The organism is Streptomyces sp. NPDC055243 (genome assembly GCF_044544025.1).
Lineage (GTDB): Bacteria > Actinomycetota > Actinomycetes > Streptomycetales > Streptomycetaceae > Streptomyces.
On sequence record NZ_JBITWR010000002.1, the window covers coordinates 298879 to 317781 of the forward strand.

The following is an 18903-nucleotide window of genomic DNA, read 5'->3' on the forward strand; positions in this document are numbered from 1 at the left end:
GGATGCGTTCCGACGGCGCCCTGGCGGAAAACAGCCACGGCGTAAACCCGCCCCGGGACATCATCCCCGCACCCCCCGCCTCTCTGCCAAGGTGACGCCACCGCAGCACCAACGGCAGCCGCGAATACGGCCATTGGTCCCGATTTCGGCTGTGGTTCCGCATGCCCGACAGCCTTCATGCCCGACAACCCGCATGCCCGACAACCCGCATGCCCGACAACCCTGGGGAGAGCGATGCGCCCGATATCGCGTACGGCCTTGGGGGCGGCGACCGCCGCCGTCCTCGCCGTCACCGCGGCCGTCCCGTCCGCGGCCGAGCCGCGCGCGGCCACGGCGGACACGAGTGCGCCGGTGGGAAGCGCGGGCGGCGCGGGGGGTGCCTCGCGCGGCGAGGGAAGCTCCCTCGTCACCCTCGTCACCGGCGACCGCATCCTGGTCACGTCCGACGGCAAGGACCGCGCGGGCGCGAGCGCGCTGCCCGGCGCCGACGGCACGGCGCCCCTGGTCCAGACCAGACAGTCCGGCAAGGACCTGTACGTCTACCCCGAGGGCGCCGTCCACGCGATCGCCGAGGGCAAGGTCGACGAGGAGCTCTTCAACGTCACCGGGCTGGTCCGCCAGGGCTACGACGACGCGCACGCCAAGAAGCTGCCGCTGATCGCCGTGTACGACACGTCCGTCGACGTCACGCGCTCGGTGCCCGCGACGCCGCGCGGCGCCGAACGCGGGACCGTCCTCGAACCCGTCGACGGCGTCGCGCTGAAGACCGACAAGAAGAAGGCCGCGGACTTCTGGGCGGACATCACGTCACCCACGTCCCGGTCCGCGTCCGACCTGAAGAAGCTCTGGCTCGACGCCAAGGTCGAGGCCACCCTCGACCGGTCGACGAAGCAGGTGCACGTCCCCGAGGCCTGGGCCGCGGGCTACGACGGCAAGGGCACCAAGGTCGCCGTCCTGGACACCGGCGCCGACGCCGGGCATCCCGATCTCAAGGGCCGTATCGGCGCCACCAAGAACTTCACCGACTCCCCGGACGGCGAGGACCGCCAGGGCCACGGCACCCACACCACCTCCACCGTCGGCGGCACCGGCGCGGCGAGCGACGGCAAGAAGAAGGGCGTCGCGCCCGGCACCGAGCTGCTGCACGGCAAGGTCCTCAACGACAGTGGCTCCGGCGCCACTTCGTGGATCATCGCGGGCATGCAGTGGGCCGTCGACGAGAAGGCCGACGTCGTCTCCATGAGCCTGGGCAACCCGGCGCGGACCGACTGCACGGACCCCATGAGCACGGCCGCGGAGGAGCTCGCGCAGGCGAGCAAGGACACGCTCTTCGTCCTCGCCGCGGGCAACACAGGACCGAGCCTCAACTCCGTGTCCTCGCCCGGCTGCGCGCCGAGCGTCCTGACCGTCGGCGCCGTCGACCGCGACGACTCGACGGCCTCCTTCTCCAGCCGGGGGCCCGCGTACGGCTCGCACACCCTCAAGCCGGAGATCGCCGCGCCCGGCGTCGACATCTCCGCCGCCGCCGCGGGCGGCAGGGGCGTCTACGCGTACCGGTCCATGAGCGGTACGTCGATGGCGGCCCCGCACGTCGCGGGCGCGGCCGCCCTGGTCAAGCAGCGCCACCCGGACTGGAGCGCGCAGCAGATCAAGTCGGCCCTCGTGTCGTCGGCGGACAGCGCCATCCCCGGAGACGTGACCGAGACGGGCGGTGGGCGCCTGGACGTGAAGGCGGCCGTCGACCAGAAGGTGCTCGGCTCACCCGCCGTGCAGGGCGGCAGCTTCGGCTGGCCCCAGGACGCCTCGGACCGCACCACGGTCGACGTCCCGTACACCAACACCACCGACAAGGAAGTGGAGTTGAAGCTGTCCGTGCAGGGCGTCACCGGCAACGACGGCTCCGCCGTGCGCTCGGACATCGCCAGGCTCGGCGAGCGCTCCGTGAAGGTTCCCGCCGGGGCCACGGTCGAGGTCCCGCTGAAACTGGACCCCGACGCGGACCTCAAGAACGCCCAGTACGGCGACGTCACCGGCCGCGTCCTGGCGAAGGCCGACGGGGGCGTCGCGGTCTCCACGCCCTTCTCCCTCTACGTGCAGCCCCAGACCGTCAGCCTCCGCGTGAAGCTCGTCGGCCGCGACGGAAAGCCCGCCGACGGGCCCTCGTCCGTCGACCTCATCGGCACCGACGACGCCACCGGCGAGCGCCGCTTCAACGAGGGCGCGAACGACCAGACGTACCAAGTCCGCCCCGGCTCCTACTTCCTGACCGGCTTCATCGCGACCCCGGACGCGGACGGCGGCACGCTCACCGACTCGCTCACGCACATCGCCCGGCCCCAGGTCGAGGTGAAGAAGGACATGACCGTCACGCTCGACGCCCGCAAGGCGCACCGCCTCACCGTCAGGACGGACAAGGAGTCCGAGGTGCGCGGCGCGACCCTCGGGTTCGCCCGCACCTGGGGCACCGACAACTGGCTGCACGCGGGCACCGCTTCGGGGCCGCGCTCCATCCGCGGCTTCTACCAGTCCGTCGAGGGCAAGGCGACCGACGGCACCTTCGAGTCCGGCAGCTACTGGCGCGCCGCGGCGCCCCTGCTCTCCGAACTCGCCGTGGTGGGCGGCAGGTCGCTGCACGCCGTGACCGCGTCCACCGGCTCGGCCAACCTCGACGGCACGGGCAGGGCGGCGCTCGTGGACGCCGGGTCCGGTACGCCGGCGGAGCTCGAGGCCGCCGGGGTCAAGGGCAGGATCGCCCTCGTCAAGGTCCCGGACGGCGGCAGCGCGAACGCCGCCGCGACGAACGCGAAGGCGGCCGGAGCGCTCGCCGTCGTCGCCCACCGCACGGCCCCGGGCCGCTGGTACCCCTCGGTCGGCCTCGGCGGCTCCCCGCTGCCGGTCCTCGGCATCGAGACCGGCGACGCGGCAGCGCTCCTCGACCAACTCTCCGACGGGCCCGTCGAGTTGAAATGGAAGGGAACGGCGAAGAGCCCCTACGTCTACAACCTCGCCTTCCCCGAGACCGGCCAGATCCGCGACGACCGCACCTACCGGGTGCGCGACAAGGACCTCGCCGCGAACGAGGCGACGTACCGCGCGATGGGCACCGCCACGGACTACGTGGACCTGCCGTCCGCCGTCCGCCCCTCGGGCCTCGAGGTCTACTTCGCCGACATCGAGTCGGTCCCGGCCCCCGGCAAGCGCACCGAGTACTACTCGGCGGGCACGACCGGCTGGGGCCACCAGGTGTCCAGCAGCTTCCCGTTCGGCGAGTTCATGATCGACCCGGTGCGGACGTACGAGAAGGGGGAGCGGCGCAGCGAGAAGTGGTACGAGGGAGTCCTCACGCCCGTCGCGCCGCGGGACGCCGACGGCGGGCTCGGCCTCGCGGGAGAGCGGCAGGGCAACCTGATCGGTGTCGCGCCCGGATTCTGGGGCGACGGTGAGCACATGGGAATCCAGGGCGGGTTCGGCGACATCGGCGGTGTGCAGCTGAAGCGGAACGGCGAGATCGTGGGCGAATCGGGCTGGCCGTTCGGGGTGTTCACGGTTCCGGCGGAGGACTCCGCGTACGAACTCACGCTCCACACCCAGAAGATCGGCTCGAAGGTCTGGAAGCGGTCCACGGGCACGCGGACCACCTGGGCGTTCCGCTCGCACCTCGACGAGGAGGTCCACTCCCAGGGCATCCCGATGCTGTTCCCGCGCTACCGGCTGCCGGAGGACGGCATGAAGACGCTGGCGGCGAAGGACGGCCAGAGGATTGGGATCACGGCGACAGGGCACTCGGGCTACAAGCCGGGGCCGATCAAGTCGGCGGCCCTGTCCTACTCGTACGACGAGGGCGAGACCTGGACCGAGGCAACGACGTCCGCGTCCGGTGGGAAGTGGACCGCGACCGTGGACCACGCGGGCGCCTCGGGCAAGCAGGTCTGGCTCAGGGCCGAACTGACGGATGCGAACGGAAGTTCCGTCACTCAGACGGTGGCCCGCGCCTACGACGTGCGCTAAACACACAGACACCGCCGGGCGGTCCTCCCGTGGGGGGTGGGCCCGCCCGGCGGCCCCCATCACTCTTCCGGTGGCCGGAATTTCCGGATGAACCGTTTTCGTGCGGCCTTCGCGGTGGACAATAGGGGCATGAGCCAGCAGGGGGAGAGGCACTCCGGGGCCTCCGGCCAGGAGGACGACTGGTGGGGTCAGCTGTACGACGACTCCGCTCATGACACGGGTCCGGCCGAGGCGGCCGACACCCTCGACGACAGGTTCGCCTCGGCGGTCAGCGCGTCCGCCGGCGAGGACGAGGGCGGGGGCGCGAGCGGCGACGCGGTGGCGGACGCGGTGCCGCCCGGAGCCCGCAGCGGCGAAGGAACACTTCCGCGGTCCCCGGAGCCCGCGCCCCCGCGCGAGCCCCCCGCTCCACCCCCCGCCCCGCCCCCGGCCCGCACCCCCGGCGCCGCCCCCTGGGAGCCGCCCGCCGCACCCACAGGACCGGTGACCTTCCCGCCGGGGCCCAGGCCGCCGAACCCCGAGCCGGAAGCACCGTCCAGCCGCACCACCGCCGTCCCCGCGCCCCGCCCGCCCGACGTGTCCGCGGTCGCGCCCAGCGGGCCTGCCCGGGAGGCCGCCGCCGTGTCGGCGCCCGCCGTGGACGCCGTCGCGTACGTGGGGGACGGACCGCCCACCTACGACGCCGAGCCCACGGTCCTGCCCGTCGCCGACCCGGACGACCTCGGCGATCTGGTCGCCGACACCGTGCTCGACGGCGCCCGCTACGGAAACTCCACGCTGCGCGCCGTCTCCGTGCGCGGCGACTCCGCGCGCTACCGGGGCGAGCCGCGGCGCGACTCACTGCTCACTGCGCGGTTCGGCACCGGGGAGAGCGCCCTGGTTCTGGTGGCCATGGCCACCGGCGCGCGGGCCACGCCGGGCGCCCACCGCGCCGCCGCCGAGGCCTGCGCCTGGATCGGGCGCGCAGTGGGCCGCAGCCACCAGCGGCTCTCCGAGGACATCAGGGCCGCCCGGCGCGGGGACCTCAAGAGCGGCCTGCACCGCCTGACGGACCGCAGCCTCGGCAAGCTCCGCGCGCACGCGGCCGACCTCGGCATCGAGCCCGAGGAGTACGCGGCGTCCCTGCGCTGCCTCCTGCTGCCCGCCGACCCCGAGTGCCGCACCCGCGTCTTCTTCGGCGTCGGCGGCGGCGGACTCTTCCGGCTGCGGGACGGAGCCTGGCAGGACATCGAGCCCCAGGTCAGCGAGTCCGCGAGTGACGCCGGGCCCCCTGTCGTCGGCTTCGGGTCCGTGCCTCCGGAGACCCCGGACGGCGATCGGCTCACCATGGACATGGGGATCATCACGCCCCCGAGTCCGTACGAGCCCGCCCCCGAGCCGCCGCCCCGCGAACCCTTCCGCTTCCGCGCCTCCGTAGCCCGCCCGGGTGACGCCCTGGTGCTCTGCAGCGGCGGCCTCGCGGAGCCCCTGCGCGGCGAGCCCGAGCTCGCCGCGCACCTCACCCAGCGGTGGGCCAAGAGCGGTCCGCCGGGTCTTGCGACCTTCCTCGCGGACGTCCAGGTCAGGGTCAAGGGGTACGCGGACGACCGAACGGCGGCCGCCGTTTGGGAGGCGTGAGCGCCCCAACCGTGAATTCATGGACCCAAGAGAGTCCAGGGGACTGAAGGGTTCGTGAAGCCATGGCCAAGCAGAACGTCGCCGAACAGTTCGTCGACATCCTCGTCAGCGCCGGCGTGCGCCGCATGTACGGAGTCGTGGGCGACAGCCTCAACCCGGTCGTGGACGCGATCAGGCGCACCAAGGGCATCGACTGGGTGCAGGTCAGGCACGAGGAGACCGCGGCCTTCGCGGCCGGTGCCGAGGCCCAGATCACCGGGAACCTCGCCGTCTGCGCCGGTTCCTGCGGGCCCGGCAACCTCCACCTGATCAACGGCCTCTTCGACGCCCACCGCTCCATGGCGCCCGTCCTCGCCCTGGCGTCGCACATCCCGTCGAGCGAGATCGGCCTCAGCTTCTTCCAGGAGACGCACCCCGACCGGCTCTTCCAGGAGTGCAGTCACTACAGCGAGATGATCTCCAGCCCGAAGCAGATGCCGCGGCTGCTCCAGACCGCCATCCAGCACGCGATCGGGCAGTCCGGCGTCAGCGTCGTCACCCTGCCCGGCGACATCGCCGACCAGGCGGCCCCGGACAAGTCCCCCGAGAGCGCCCTGGTCACCTCGCGCCCCTCCGTACGCCCCGGCGACGCGGAGATCGACAAGCTCGCCGCGATGATCGACGAGGCCGACAAGGTCACCCTCTTCTGCGGCAGCGGCACGGCCGGCGCGCACGCCGAGGTCATGGCGTTCGCCGAGAAGATCAAGTCCCCGGTGGGCCACGCCCTGCGGGGCAAGGAGTGGATCCAGTACGACAACCCGTACGACGTCGGCATGAGCGGGCTGCTCGGCTACGGCGCCGCCTACGAGGCCACCCACGAGTGCGACCTGCTCATCCTGCTCGGCACGGACTTCCCGTACAACGCCTTCCTGCCCGACGACGTCAAGATCGCCCAGGTCGACGTGCGTCCCGAACGCCTGGGCCGCCGCTCGAAGTTGGACCTCGCCGTCTGGGGCGACGTACGCGAGACCCTGCGCTGTCTCACCCCGCGCGTCACGCCCAAGACCAACCGCAAGTTCCTCGACAAGATGCTGAAGAAGCACGCGGACGCGCTCGAAGGCGTCATCAAGGCCTACACGCGCAAGGTCGAGAAGCACGTCCCGATCCACCCCGAGTACGTCGCGTCCGTGGTCGACGAACTCGCCGCCGACGACGCGGTGTTCACCGTCGACACGGGCATGTGCAACGTCTGGGCCGCGCGCTATCTCTCCCCGAACGGCAAGCGCCGCATCATCGGCTCCTTCAGCCACGGCTCGATGGCCAACGCGCTGCCGCAGGCGATCGGCGCCCAGTTCACCGACCGCGGGCGCCAGGTCATCTCCATGTCGGGCGACGGCGGCTTCTCCATGCTGATGGGCGACTTCCTCACCCTGGTCCAGTACGACCTGCCGGTGAAGATCGTGCTCTTCAACAACTCCTCGCTCGGCATGGTCGAGCTGGAGATGCTGGTGGCCGGGCTCCCTTCGTTCGGCACGGCCAACCACAACCCCGACTTCGCCGCCGTGGCCCGCGCCGCAGGTGCCTACGGCGTGCGGGTGGAGAAGCCCAAGCAGCTCGCGGGCGCCCTGAAGGACGCCTTCTCGCACAAGGGTCCCGCCCTCGTCGACATCGTCACGGACCCGAACGCCCTCTCCATCCCGCCCAAGATCAGCTCCGAGATGGTGACCGGCTTCGCGCTCTCCGCCAGCAAGATCGTCCTGGACGGCGGGGTCGGCCGCATGGTCCAGATGGCACGCTCCAACCTGCGGAACGTGCCGCGTCCCTGACGCTCCGTCGAGCGGCTCAGGCGGGCCGCAGCCGCAGCGTCACGATCTGGAACGGGCGCAGGGCGAGCACGAGCCCCGCGTCGTCGGTGTGGGCCGCCTCCAGCGGGCGCTCCAGGAGGTCGGTCACCTCGGCCGCGCTCACCGCGAACGACGTGGTGAGCGTGGCCGCCGCGCGCCCGCCCCGCGACTCGTAGAGCCGCACCACGACATCGCCGCTCCCGTCGTCCGCGAGCTTGACCGACTCCACGGTCACCGCCGGATTGTCGACGCTCACCAGGGAGGGCAGGACGGGCGCCGCGGCGACCCGCAGCGGCAGGTTCAGGGCGAGCCCCTCCTCGACCGCGTCGCCCGTCGTCGCGCCGGGCAGCAGGGCGTACGTGAACCGGTGCACGCCCAGGTCCGTCTCCGGGTCGGGGCTGTGCGGGGCGCGAAGGAGCGTGAGCCGCACGGTGGTGCCGAGCCCCTCGCCGTGCGGCGTCCGCGTCACGTCATGGCCGTACGTCGAGTCGTTGAGCACCGCCACTCCGTACGCCTCCTCGGCGACCCGTAGCCACCGGTGCGCGCAGATCTCGAAACGGGCCGCGTCCCAGCCGGTGTTGGCGTGCGTGGAGCGGTGCACGTGCCCGAACTGGATCTCGGCGGCGGACCGTTCGGCGTGCACGTCCAGCGGGAAGGCGGCCTTGAGCACCTTCTCCGACTCCCGCCAGTCGACCTCCGTGACGACGTCGATGCGACGGCTGCCCGCCGCGAGCCGGATCTCCTGGGTGATGCGTGACTTCCCGAAGGCCCGCACCACGCGCACGGCGACCCGCAGTGGCCCGTCCTCGACCAGCTCCACGGACTCGGCGTCCGTGAGGTCGGTGTGCGTGTTGCGGTAGTGCTTGTCGAGGTCCCACGCGTCGTAGTGCGTGGGGTGGTCGGGGTGCAGCTGGAGGAGGTTGCCGCGCGCGCCGGGGGAGAGGACCTCGCGGTGCGCGTCCACGTCGTGCACGGAGGTCAGCAGGCCGTCCGCGTCGATCGCGACGTGGAGGTGCTCGTTCAGGAGCCGGATCTCGCCGTCGGCGAGGAGAGCGGTCGCGCCGGTCTCCCGCGTGTACGAGGCGGCCTCATCGAGGCTCTTGCTCCCCAGGGCCGGGACGTTGACGTGCACCAGGGTGCCGTCTTCGGCCGTGACGACCTCACTGCGCGGGTACGGCGACGCGTTGAGCGCGGCGGGGCCTCCCGCGCCGAGGGAACGGACCGCCGACGCGGTGAGCTCGTCCAGCTCGGCGAGCACGCGCGCGTAGGTGTCGCGGGCCTCGCGGTGCACCCACGCGATCGACGACCCCGGCAGGATGTCGTGGAACTGGTGCAGGAGCACCGTCTTCCAGAGCCGGTCGAGGGTCGCGTAGGGATAGACGTACGCGGGCTCGCGCACCGCGGCGGCCGTGCACCACAACTCGGCCTCCCGCAAGGCATGTTCGGTGCGGCGATTGCCGCGCTTGGTCGCCGCCTGCGTCGTGTACGTCGCGCGGTGCAGCTCCAGATAGAGCTCGCCGGACCAGACCGGTGCCTTGGCCCCGTACTCCTCCTCGGCGGCGGCGAAGAACGCCGACGGCTTCTCGATCTCGACGCGCGGCGATCCCTCCAGGGAGCGCGTGCGCCGCGCCTTCTCCAGCATTTCGCGGGTCGGCCCGCCACCGCCGTCGCCCCAGCCGAACGGCACCAGGGAGCGCGAGGCGCGGCCCTTCTCGGTGAAGTTCTTCTCCGCGTGGGCGAGTTCGGCGCCGTGGATCTGGGAGTTGTAGGTGTCCACCGGAGGGAAGTGCGTGAAGACGCGGGTGCCGTCGATGCCCTCCCACCAGAAGGTGTGGTGCGGCATCTTGTTGGACTGGTTCCAGCTCAGCTTCTGGGTGAGGAACCAGCGCACGCCCGCGAGCTTGGCCAGCTGCGGGAACGCCGCCGTGTAGCCGAAGGAGTCCGGCAGCCAGATCTCCTCCGTCTCCACGCCCAGTTCCTCGCGGAAGAACCGCATCCCGTGCGTGATCTGCCGGGCCAGTGCCTCGCCGCCCGGCATGTTGGCGTCCGACTCGACCCACATGGAGCCCACCGGAGACCAGTTGCCGTCCGCGACGGCCTTCTTGATCCGCTCCCAGATGTGCGGCTGGTGCTCCTTGACCCAGGCGTACTGCTGGGCCTGCGAACAGGCGAAGACCAGCTCGGGATAGTCCTGTGCGAGAGCCGTCACATTGGCAAAGGTGCGGGACGCCTTGCGCACCGTCTCGCGCAGCGGCCACAGCCAGGCGGAGTCGATGTGGGCGTGCCCGGTCGCCGAGACCCGGTGTGCGCTGGCGTGGGCGGGACTCGCCAGGACCTCCGTCAGCTCGGCACGGGCGGCCGCGGCCGTGCCCGACACGTCGTGCAGATCCAGCGCGTCGAGCGACCTCTCCAGGGCGCGCAGAATCTCGTGGCGCCGCGGACGCGCGGCGTCCAGTTCGTACATCAGCTCGGAAAGGACCTCGATGTCCAGGGTCAACTGCCAAACGTCCTCGTCCAGTACGGCAAGGTCGGCAGACGCGAATCGGTAGATGGGGCCATCGCCCGCGGTCAGTACGTCGCCCAGGGGTGTTGGTTCGAAGTCATGCAGAACGGTCGGGTTGGCCGCGGCCTCCAGGAGGAGGTGCACCGGCTCACCGCCCTGTGCGGCAGCTGCCACGGGAATGTGCCGGTTGCGGGGGTGAATCCCCTTGATGGGGACGCCCGCCGCGTCGTACACCAGACCCTCCGCCTGGAAGCCGGGACCGTCACCGGTGAAGCCGGGGTCGACCACCACCTCGACGTGGCGCCCGCGCCATGTGTCGGGCACCTGACCGCGCAGCCGGAACCAACTGGTTGACCAGGGTTTTCCCCACGCGGTCCCCGTCTCGAAGGGCACGTACGAGGCGTCGAGGGCCTCGGCGACGGGGACCGGTTCGCCCGGCGCGTGCCAGACGGAGAGGGTGAGCGGCACACGGTCCGCGTACTGGGCGGGGCGGATGAACTGCCGCAGGGCGTGCTCCAGGCGTCCCTCCACCAGCAGTCGGTCGTCGTGCACGGCGGCTCCTCGGAATGCTCGGGCGGGCCCGGTGTGGCGCGTGCGGGCCCGGTCGGGATCAAGCAGAAACGGTCCACCGCTTCACTTCCCCGCCGGGCTCGGGTGCACCCACTCCAATGGTTGATAAATGGACATGAGTGCCGCCAACCGGGTGGGGCATGCATTCCGTGAGCGTGTTCGAGCGGGGAGGAACTGACTCGTTTGTGGGCGGGGATCATGACAAGGCAGGTAAGAGGGGGCGGTCCCATTCATCTTGGGGCCTCCTCGCCGAAAGCAAGGGACGAGCCGACCGACAACAAGCCGGTGGAGCTCCACAGAGCTCAACTCCGCCGCAGATTGGGGCGATCCGACCTGCGGGCGGTGCCCGAGGTGAGGGGCGCGCTGCGCGAACTGCTCCGGTCCTGGGGGAGGCCCGGACGATCCGAGATAGCCGAGCTGCTGACCAGCGAACTGGTCACCAACGCACTGGTGCACACCGACCGTGACGCCATCCTGACGGCGACCTTGCGGCCCGGCAGGCTGCGGGTCGAGGTCAGGGACTTCGTGGGGCGCCGCCCCAAGCTGTGCGTGCCGAACGCCGACGACAGCACGCACGGCCGGGGTCTCATGCTCGTGCAGTCCCTCGCCGACGCGTGGGGCGTGCGGGCGCACGGGGTCGGGAAGGTGGTGTGGTTCGAACTGGACGGCGGCCCGGCATGATCCGGACCGCCGCCCGATTCCCGTCGCGCGCTGCTGACATCAGCCGAACTGCTGCTCCAGATCCTTGAGCTTGCGCTCCAGGGAGTCGAGCCGTGGCAGCGCCTGGGTGTCGTCCTCGGCGGTGAGGTCGACGGTGACGGGTTCAGGGCCGTTCTGTACGGCCTGGAGGGAGGGACGGGAGCGCAGCGGCAACTGATCTTGCTCCTGCTGCGCTATGACAGGGTCCGCGCCGACCTGCGCGGACCCGGTGGCCGGTGCGACCGCCGGCAGGTCGACCTGGCGCCCGCCACCGCGACCGGGGAGGCTGCGATGGCCGCGGCTGATCGCCTTGAGCTGCGCGCGCTCCAGCTTCTCGCGGCCCCGCCTGGTGATCCGGGTGCGCTCCTTCTCGCGCCGGTCCTCGCGGACCTCCTCGACCGCCTCGTCCAGGGTGCGTACGCCTTCGAGGAGCATCAGCGACCAGGCGCCGAAGGTCTCCCGGGGCGCGCGCAGCCACCGCACGATCCGGATCTGCGGCAACGGCCGTGGCACCAGGCCCTGTTCACGCAGTGCCGCACGGCGGGTCTGCTTCAGGGCGCGGTCGAAGAGCACCGCTGCCGAGAGCGACATCCCGGCGAAGAACTGCGGGGCGCCCGCGTGGCCGAGTCCCCTGGGCGCGTGCACCCAGTTGAACCAGGCGGCCGCGCCCGCGAACGTCCACACCAGGAGCCGCGAGCCCAGGGCCGCGTCACCGTGGCTCGCCTCGCGCACGGCGAGTACGGAGCAGAACATCGCCGCGCCGTCGAGCCCGAACGGGACCAGGTACTCCCAGCCGCCGGTGAGGTTGAGGTTCTGCCGGCCGAAGCCGACCAGGCCGTGGAAGGAGAGTGCGGCGGCGACCGCCGCACAGCAGAACAGCAGAACGTACGAGGCCGTGCCGTAGACGGCTTCCTTGCGCCTGCGGCGCTCCTCGCTGCGTTCCCAGGAGTCGTCGTTGGAGGCGCCGGCGGCGGCCTTGTGGCCGGCGCGCTTGCCGCGTGCGAGTACCGCCACCGCCACCAGCATGCCCAGGAGCAGGACGCCGCCCGGAAGCAGCCAGTCCAGCGATATGTCGGTCAGTCTCATCTGGGGTCCCTTGCGTCGCGGTAGGGCGTTCGGGCGCCATAGTGACCCAATCCCGATGGCCCCCAGAGGGGTTTTCGGGCAAGAGAACGCCTAGGGGGGTGCAAAGGGGTGCGGCGCGCGCCGTTTTGCTCGAACTCAGGGCCCGGTCGGGGGAGTTCAGTTCGATTAAACGAACACGAAAGGGTGGTTCAAGGGGGAGGGGTTGCGATTTCGGTTCGGAGCGGGGCTCCGGTCAGGCCGCCGCGGCGGCGCTCAGGCGTGCGACACGCTCCGTGTCGCAGGTGCGCGGGCAGGTCACACAGGTGTCCTCGGGGCGCAGCGTGTAGAACATGCAGCAGCTCGCGCGGTCCCGCGTCGGCAGGGACTCGCCGTTCGGCCCCCTGAGCTCACGGAACCCCGCCGTCCCCACGTACGGCTTGGTGGCGCCCGGAAGCAGCCGCTCCAGCTCGGTCGTGGCGCGCTGCTCCTCGCCGAGCAGATGGGCGATGTACCAGAGCCCCTCGACGATCTCGTCCGTGGCGACGCTCCACAGGGCGCGCGAGCGGCGCCGCATCCGGGGCCCGAAGGCGTCCAGGAGCGGTCCCAGGTGCTCGGCGACGGCGGCCCGCACCTCCGCGCGCAGGGCCTCCTCGTCCGGCACGACGTGGGCGCCGGGCAGCGAGGCGGCCGGGTCGTCGGGCAGGCAGGCGAAGCCCGTGCTGCGGACGGCCAGGCGGCCCAGGGTGCGCTGGAAGGCGACGTTCTGTACGGGGAAGCGGGGCACGCGGCGGTGCAGGAACCACGGCATGGTGATCAGCAGGGTGGCCGGCCAGGCGTAGCGGTGCAGCGCGAAGCTCGCGATGACGTCCGGACGCCCCGCCTGTCCGTAGTCCTTCAGTACCTGCGCCTCGTCCCACGCGAGAAACGCGTCGAGGTCGGCCCCGCCCTCCGCGAGCCGGGAGGCGGTGACCCAGCCGCCACCCTGTGGGGCCTGTTCCTCGTCGCCGAGCTCGGTCACGCGCAGTCCGGGGAACACCTCGTTGAGGCGTGCGTAGGCGTCCGCGAGGGCGCTCGGGGCGCGCTTGGCCAGGGTGGGAACGGACATAGGGGGGACCACCGAATCGCGATCGATTGCAGGTAAGCCTAACCTTACCCGGAATGATCGAGGTTTCAACTGCGGGGCTGTCCGCCTATGGTGCCTCTCGTACCTTTCGGACCGAGCGGACTTTGGGGTGGACCTCGTGGAGCAGGCCGGAGCGCATGACGCGTACCGCCTCGCCGTCCGTGTGCCGGAGCAGGTGCGGGCCTCGTCGGCCCGGGGCGAGCACACGCACGGGGAAGCGGCGGGGCCCGACGTGCCGGTGGTGCCGACCGTGCCGGTGGTGCCCGCGCCCCGTAAGACGGTGCGGCGCAACTCGGTCCGCGGACAGGTCCTGGACGCCCTGCGGGCCGCGCTCGTCGGGGGCGACCTCGCGCCGGGCGAGGTGTACTCGGCGCCCGTGCTCGGCGAGCGCTTCGGGGTCTCGGCGACTCCCGTGCGCGAGGCCATGCAGCAGCTGGCGATCGAGGGAGCGGTGGAGGTCGTACCGAACCGCGGCTTCCGCGTCACCGAGCGGAGCGCGAGCGAGCTGGGGGAGCTGGCGGAGGTGCGGGCGCTGATCGAGGTGCCGGTGATGCTGCGGCTGGCCCGTACGGTGCCCGCGGCGCGGTGGTGCGAGCTGCGGCCGCTGGCCGAGGCGAGTGCGGTGGCGGCGGCCGGCGGGGACCTGGCCCGGTACGCGGAGGCGGACCGGGCCTTTCACGGGGCCGTGCTCGGCCTCTCGGGCAACCGGCAGCTGGTGCAGGTCGCGGACGACCTGCACCGCCGGTCGCAGTGGCCCCTCGTGAGCGGCCCCGTCGCCGGACGGCGCGCGGATCTCGTCGCCGACGCGGCGGAGCACATGGCGCTGCTGGAGGCGCTGGTGGCACAGGATTTCGGGGTCGTCCAGGTCTTGGTGCGGGAGCACTTCGCGGGGGCGGGGGACTAGGCTCGGGCGGTCCCGCGGGGGCTCCGCCCCTGGCCCGGTGCAAGATGTCCTCAAACGCCGGGCGGGCTGGAGATCCAGCCCGCCCGGCGTTTGAGGACGAACTCGGCGAAGCCGGTGATGACGGTACGCAAGGCCCTGCCTCAGGCCGCCGGCGCCGGCGGCGACAGATGCTGCGCCAGCCAGGACGGCACCCCGCCCATCAGGCGGAACAACCGCGCCGCCTCGGCCCGCAGACGCCCCGCCTCGGGCTCCGGCTCCGCGTCGGCGAGAGCCGCGAGCGCGGGCGCCGTGCCGATCAGGTACCCCAGCTCCTCCCGGATCCGCAGCGACTCCGCGAAACCGTGCCGCGCCTCCGCCAACTCCCCCTCCCGCAGGGCGAGTCCGGCCAAGTGGCGCCAGGTGAAGGACAGCAGCAGGGGATCGCCGTGCGCCGTCGCCCCCGCATGCGCCCGCCGGTAGGCGGCCCGCGCCGCCTGGGGCGAATCCGCGATGTGCTCGGCGATCAGGCCCCGGCGGAAGTCGAGGAGAGGGCGCCCCGAGGCGTTCGGGGCCAGCAGCGCCGCCGCCCGCCCCAGCGCCGTACGCGCCTCGTCCGCCCGGTCCCGCACGGCCAGCACCGTGGACGCGTACGCCAGCTGACCGCGCTCGCACGCCGCCGCCCCGCGGTCGTCGTCCGCCACGGCCTGCGCCTCGGCGCTGCGCAGGCCGTCCTCCGCCTCCGCCCAGCCCTCGCCCGTGAACAGGCAGCGCTCGACCAGGAGCGAGGTTCTCTGGAGCGCTGCCGCGGGCCCCTCGCGTGAGGCCAGCAGCGCGGCCGCGTCGGTCCAACAGCCGCGCGAGCGCAGCCGCCATACCGCGGTCTGGAGTGGATCGTCCCCTGCAGTCGTTCCGGAACCAGACATGGCGGTATGCGCCACGTTGCCCTCCCCGAGCACGCCATTGAGCTGTTGAGTCGTGGGCGCATCTCAGCACGGATCGGCGCACCCGGCCAAGGGGCTGGGTGAAAGAATTCACAAAGGGCTGGCCATGAAAGGTGTTTGACCGAGGTCGCCCGTGTCAGCTCATCCGCAGTGCCAGGAAGAAATCGAGCTTGTCCTCGAGCCGCGAAAGGTCACGACCCGTCAACTGCTCGATACGGCCCACCCGGTAGCGCAACGTGTTGACGTGCAGGTGCAGCCGCGCCGCGCAGCGCGTCCAGGAACCGTCGCAGTCGAGGAACGCCTCCAGGGTCGGGATGAGCTCCGCCCGGTGGCGCCGGTCGTAGTCCCGCAGCGGGTCCAGGAGGCGGGCCGTGAACGCCCGGCGCACGTCGTCCGGGACGAAGGGCAGCAGCAGGACGTGCGAGGCAAGCTCCTGGTGGCCCGCCGCGCAGACCCGCCCCGGGCGCGCCGCCGCGACCCGCCGGGCGTGCCGCGCCTCCTCCAGGGCGCCGCGCAGGCCCTCCGCCGAGTGCACGGACGCGCTGACGCCGAGCGTGAGGCGCCCGTCGCCGTCCAGGCCCGCCGACAGGGGGTCGCGGACGGACTCCAGGAGAGAATCGGCCAGCAGGCCCGTCTCCGAGCCGTCGTGCTCCGAGGAGACCGCGGGCAGCGGCACGAGGGCGATCGCCTCGTCACCCGTATGGGCCACCGCGATGCGGTCGGACGGTTCGGGGCCCGCGGAGAGCGGGTCCACGAGGATCTCCTCCAGGAGGGACTGGGCCACCGGGCCGCCCTCGATCTCGCCCCCGTCCCACTCGACGCGGGCCACCACGACCTGCCAGTGCGGTGCCGCGCCCAGGCCGGGCAGCAGCACGGGGGCGGCCACCCGCAGGCGCGCCGCGATCTCCGCGGGGGCCGCGCCCGTCTGGACCAGTTCGAGCACCTCCTGGGCCAGCCTGCGCCGCACGGTGCGGGCGGCGTCGCGCCGGTCGCGCTCCACCGAGATCAGCTGGGTGACGCCCTGCAGCAGGTCGAGCCGCTCCTCGGGCCAGTCGCCCGCGTCGGCCTCGACCGCGAGGAGCCAGTCCGAAAGGACCGTCTCGCGTACGTCGCGCAGGGCCGCCGTGCTCGCGGCGGCCGCGGCGGAAGTCGCACCGCGCCCACTGCTCCGGACGGGGAACAGGGAGTACGTCGCGCCCTCCACCTGGACCCGGTGCGGGCCCCGCCGCCCCGTCCTGGCCGCGGCCAGGTGTTCGGCTGCCAGGCGCGCGCACACCGCCGTGGGCAGGGCGGGGCCCGCCGCGCTCGACCCCGCGATGGCGCGGCCCGCGGAGGACAGGACCCAGGCCCGCAGGTCCAGGTCGGAGCCGAGCAGGTCGAGGACGACGTCGGGGCCGCCGCCGGTCGGGCCCGAGGTCATCAGGCGGCGGTGGCGGTCCACGACGGCGGCCAGGTCACCGGCCCGCTCGCCGGAGACCTGGCGGACGACGTGCTCGGTGATCGTGGCGAAGGCGACCGACTCGTTCACGGCGAACAGCGGCAGGCGGTGGCGTGCGCAGGCCTCGACGATGTCGTCCGGGATGTCGCCAAGCTCGGCCTCGCCCGCGGCGAGCGCGGCCACCCCGGCGCTCGCGAGAAGGCGTACGAAGGGCTCGGTGTCCGAGGCGTCGCGGCGCCAGGCGAGGCCGGTCAGGACCAGCTCGCCGCCCGCGAGGTACCGGCTGGGGTCGCGCAGGTCCGTGGTCATCACACCGCGCACGGTGCGGTCGAGCTCTTCCTCACCGCCGAGCAGCCGCAGGCCCAGCGCGTCGGTGTCAAGGAGTGCGCGCAGCCGCATGGTGGTCGCCGCCGATCTTGTCTCGAATGGGATGTACAGACAGTTCACGTCTGTCGACTCTGTGTCGCCGACAGTCGACCCGGGCCCCTCGTGTCCTGGGGTGCCTCCGGTTTCCAGGGGGAATCCGCGAGGTTACTGAGGCCCGTTCTTCATACGAATCTACAAGACGCGCGGCTTGGCCAGCCAACTCCTTCATGGTTTCGGTGACTGACCCCATCGGACGACGGGGCGGTGTACTTGGCCCACTCCGCGTTAACAGCACATGAACGAGCAGTCGAGGGACCTCCGGTCCGACTTGGCTGGATCTCTCGAACGAACGACCCTCGATATGAAGAAGAAGAGAGCCTCATGGACTTCCTTCGCCCCGCCAGCTGGGAGGAGGCGCTCGCCGCGAAGGCCGAGCACCCCACCGCTGTGCCGATTGCGGGTGGCACCGATGTGATGGTCGAGATCAACTTCGACCACCGTCGTCCCGAGTACCTGCTTGACCTCAACCGCGTCGCCGAGCTGAGCGAGTGGTCGGTGGGCGAGGAGACGGTCCAGCTGGGCGCCTCGGTTCCCTACACCACGATCATGGAGGAGCTGCGCACCGAGCTCCCCGGTCTCGCGCTGGCCTCGCACACGGTCGCATCCCCGCAGATCCGCAACCGCGGCGGCGTCGGCGGCAACCTCGGCACGGCGTCCCCGGCCGGTGACGCCCACCCGGCGCTGCTCGCCGCCGACTGCGAGGTGGAGGTGGAGTCCGTGCGGGGCTCGCGCCTCATCCCCATCGACGACTTCTACACCGGCGTGAAGCGCAACGCGCTCGCCCAGGACGAGCTCATCAAGTCCGTCCACATCAAGAAGGCGGACGGCCCGCAGCAGTACTCGAAGGTCGGCACCCGCAACGCGATGGTCATCGCGGTGTGCGCCTTCGGCATCGCGCTGCACCCCGAGACCCGGACCGTGCGGACCGGCATCGGCTCCGCGGCCCCGACGCCCATCCGGGCGAAGGCGGCCGAGGAATTCCTGAACGCCGCGCTCGACGAGGGCGGCTTCTGGGACAGCAAGAAGATCATCACCCCCTCGATCGCCAAGCAGTTCGCGGAGCTCGCCTCCGGTGCCGCCAACCCGATCGACGACGTCCGCGGCACGGCGAACTACCGCCGGCACGCCGTCGGCATCATGGCCCGCCGCACGCTCGGCTGGACCTGGGAGTCGTACCGCGGCAACGGCCGCAGCACTGAGGGAGTCGCATAATGCGCGTGAACTTCACGGTCAACGGCCGTCAGCAGGAAGCCGACGACGTCTGGGAGGGCGAGTCCCTTCTCTACGTCCTGCGCGAGCGCATGGGGCTTCCCGGTTCGAAGAACGCCTGCGAGCAGGGCGAGTGCGGATCCTGCACCGTCCGCCTCGACGGCGTACCGGTCTGCTCCTGCCTCGTCGCGGCCGGTCAGGTACAGGGCAGGGAGGTCGTCACCGTCGAGGGCCTGGCGGACTACGCCAAGCACCGCGACGACGCCCACCCGGGCGGCGCCTGCGGCTCCGTCTGCGGCGGCACCAGCCTCCAGGAGGCCCGCCAGTGGCAGGCCAAGGGCACCGACGGCCAGACGGGCGAGGGCGGCGAACTCTCCCAGATCCAGCAGGCGTTCATCGACGCCGGCGCCGTCCAGTGCGGTTTCTGCACCCCCGGTCTCCTCGTCGCGGCCGACGAGCTCCTGGAGCGCAACGCGTCGCCGTCGGACGCCGACATCCGTGAGGCGCTCTCCGGCAACCTCTGCCGCTGCACCGGTTACGAGAAGATCCTGGACGCGGTCCGCCTGGCGGCCGCCCGTCAGGAAGAGACGGTCTGATC

12 protein-coding genes are annotated in these 18903 nt (G+C 72.1%); 7 read left to right on the top strand and 5 right to left on the bottom strand.

Annotation, left to right across the window (positions count from 1 at the left end; genetic code table 11):
- Window positions 1-234: 234 nt before the first annotated feature.
- The 3 genes from ACIGXX_RS06215 (at window position 235) to ACIGXX_RS06225 (ending at window position 7430) form a co-directional block, all read left to right on the top strand.
- Window positions 235-4008 (top strand): S8 family serine peptidase, encoded by a 3774-nt coding sequence (locus ACIGXX_RS06215; RefSeq protein ID WP_399973220.1) that lies wholly within the window; start codon window positions 235-237, stop codon window positions 4006-4008.
- A 129-nt stretch (window positions 4009-4137) separates the two neighbouring features.
- Window positions 4138-5625, top strand: coding sequence for a protein phosphatase 2C domain-containing protein (locus tag ACIGXX_RS06220; protein WP_383817345.1), 1488 nt, complete (start codon window positions 4138-4140; stop codon window positions 5623-5625).
- A gap of 62 nt (window positions 5626-5687) precedes the next feature.
- Window positions 5688-7430, top strand: a complete 1743-nt coding sequence (locus ACIGXX_RS06225) for a pyruvate dehydrogenase (protein ID WP_351158655.1) — start codon at window positions 5688-5690, stop codon at window positions 7428-7430.
- Between the two features lie 16 nt (window positions 7431-7446).
- On the opposite strand, the gene ACIGXX_RS06230 is transcribed toward ACIGXX_RS06225, so the two are convergent.
- Window positions 7447-10503 carry an alpha-mannosidase gene (locus tag ACIGXX_RS06230; RefSeq protein ID WP_399973224.1) on the bottom strand — a complete coding sequence of 1019 codons (3057 nt, stop codon included), beginning with the start codon at window positions 10501-10503 and terminating at the stop codon, window positions 7447-7449.
- 216 nt (window positions 10504-10719) lie between these two features.
- Here ACIGXX_RS06230 and ACIGXX_RS06235 point away from each other — a divergent pair, with 216 nt between their 5' ends.
- Entirely contained in the window at window positions 10720-11202 is a 483-nt protein-coding gene (locus ACIGXX_RS06235) for an ATP-binding protein (RefSeq protein WP_351158659.1), read from the top strand.
- A 39-nt stretch (window positions 11203-11241) separates the two neighbouring features.
- Here ACIGXX_RS06235 and ACIGXX_RS06240 read toward each other — a convergent pair whose 3' ends face one another.
- Entirely contained in the window at window positions 11242-12306 is a 1065-nt protein-coding gene (locus ACIGXX_RS06240) for a DUF2637 domain-containing protein (RefSeq protein ID WP_351158662.1), read from the bottom strand.
- A 232-nt stretch (window positions 12307-12538) separates the two neighbouring features.
- Window positions 12539-13390 carry a (2Fe-2S)-binding protein gene (locus ACIGXX_RS06245; RefSeq protein WP_361474279.1) on the bottom strand — a complete coding sequence of 284 codons (852 nt, stop codon included), beginning with the start codon at window positions 13388-13390 and terminating at the stop codon, window positions 12539-12541.
- Window positions 13391-13526: 136 nt separating this feature from the next.
- Here ACIGXX_RS06245 and ACIGXX_RS06250 point away from each other — a divergent pair, with 136 nt between their 5' ends.
- Window positions 13527-14312, top strand: a complete 786-nt coding sequence (locus ACIGXX_RS06250; protein WP_351158668.1) for a GntR family transcriptional regulator — start codon at window positions 13527-13529, stop codon at window positions 14310-14312.
- A gap of 140 nt (window positions 14313-14452) precedes the next feature.
- Here the strand turns inward: ACIGXX_RS06250 and ACIGXX_RS06255 are convergent, their stop codons facing one another.
- On the bottom strand, window positions 14453-15214 hold the full coding sequence (locus ACIGXX_RS06255) for a hypothetical protein (RefSeq protein ID WP_351158671.1): 762 nt from the start codon (window positions 15212-15214) through the stop codon (window positions 14453-14455).
- A 154-nt stretch (window positions 15215-15368) separates the two neighbouring features.
- Window positions 15369-17069 carry a PucR family transcriptional regulator ligand-binding domain-containing protein gene (locus ACIGXX_RS06260; protein ID WP_351159349.1) on the bottom strand — a complete coding sequence of 567 codons (1701 nt, stop codon included), beginning with the start codon at window positions 17067-17069 and terminating at the stop codon, window positions 15369-15371.
- 348 nt (window positions 17070-17417) lie between these two features.
- Here ACIGXX_RS06260 and ACIGXX_RS06265 point away from each other — a divergent pair, with 348 nt between their 5' ends.
- On the top strand, window positions 17418-18308 hold the full coding sequence (locus ACIGXX_RS06265) for an FAD binding domain-containing protein (protein WP_351158673.1): 891 nt from the start codon (window positions 17418-17420) through the stop codon (window positions 18306-18308).
- The gene (locus ACIGXX_RS06270; protein ID WP_351158675.1) at window positions 18308-18901 is read left to right on the top strand and encodes a (2Fe-2S)-binding protein; all 594 of its coding nucleotides are present in this window, start codon (window positions 18308-18310) and stop codon (window positions 18899-18901) included. Before ACIGXX_RS06265 ends, ACIGXX_RS06270 begins: the two co-directional genes overlap by 1 nt.
- Window positions 18902-18903 lie beyond the last annotated feature (2 nt).

Bases quoted from the DNA above. Each gene is read 5' to 3' on its own strand.
- ACIGXX_RS06225 (WP_351158655.1), top strand. From the start codon at position 5,688: ATGGCCAAGCAGAACGTCGCCGAACAGTTCGTCGACATCCTCGTCAGC.
- ACIGXX_RS06240 (WP_351158662.1), bottom strand. From the start codon at position 12,306: ATGAGACTGACCGACATATCGCTGGACTGGCTGCTTCCGGGCGGCGTC.
- ACIGXX_RS06245 (WP_361474279.1), bottom strand. From the start codon at position 13,390: ATGTCCGTTCCCACCCTGGCCAAGCGCGCCCCGAGCGCCCTCGCGGAC.
- ACIGXX_RS06265 (WP_351158673.1), top strand. From the start codon at position 17,418: ATGGACTTCCTTCGCCCCGCCAGCTGGGAGGAGGCGCTCGCCGCGAAG.
- ACIGXX_RS06260 (WP_351159349.1), bottom strand. From the start codon at position 17,069: ATGCGGCTGCGCGCACTCCTTGACACCGACGCGCTGGGCCTGCGGCTG.
- ACIGXX_RS06270 (WP_351158675.1), top strand. From the start codon at position 18,308: ATGCGCGTGAACTTCACGGTCAACGGCCGTCAGCAGGAAGCCGACGAC.
- ACIGXX_RS06255 (WP_351158671.1), bottom strand. From the start codon at position 15,214: ATGTCTGGTTCCGGAACGACTGCAGGGGACGATCCACTCCAGACCGCG.
- ACIGXX_RS06235 (WP_351158659.1), top strand. From the start codon at position 10,720: ATGACAAGGCAGGTAAGAGGGGGCGGTCCCATTCATCTTGGGGCCTCC.
- ACIGXX_RS06215 (WP_399973220.1), top strand. From the start codon at position 235: ATGCGCCCGATATCGCGTACGGCCTTGGGGGCGGCGACCGCCGCCGTC.
- ACIGXX_RS06220 (WP_383817345.1), top strand. From the start codon at position 4,138: ATGAGCCAGCAGGGGGAGAGGCACTCCGGGGCCTCCGGCCAGGAGGAC.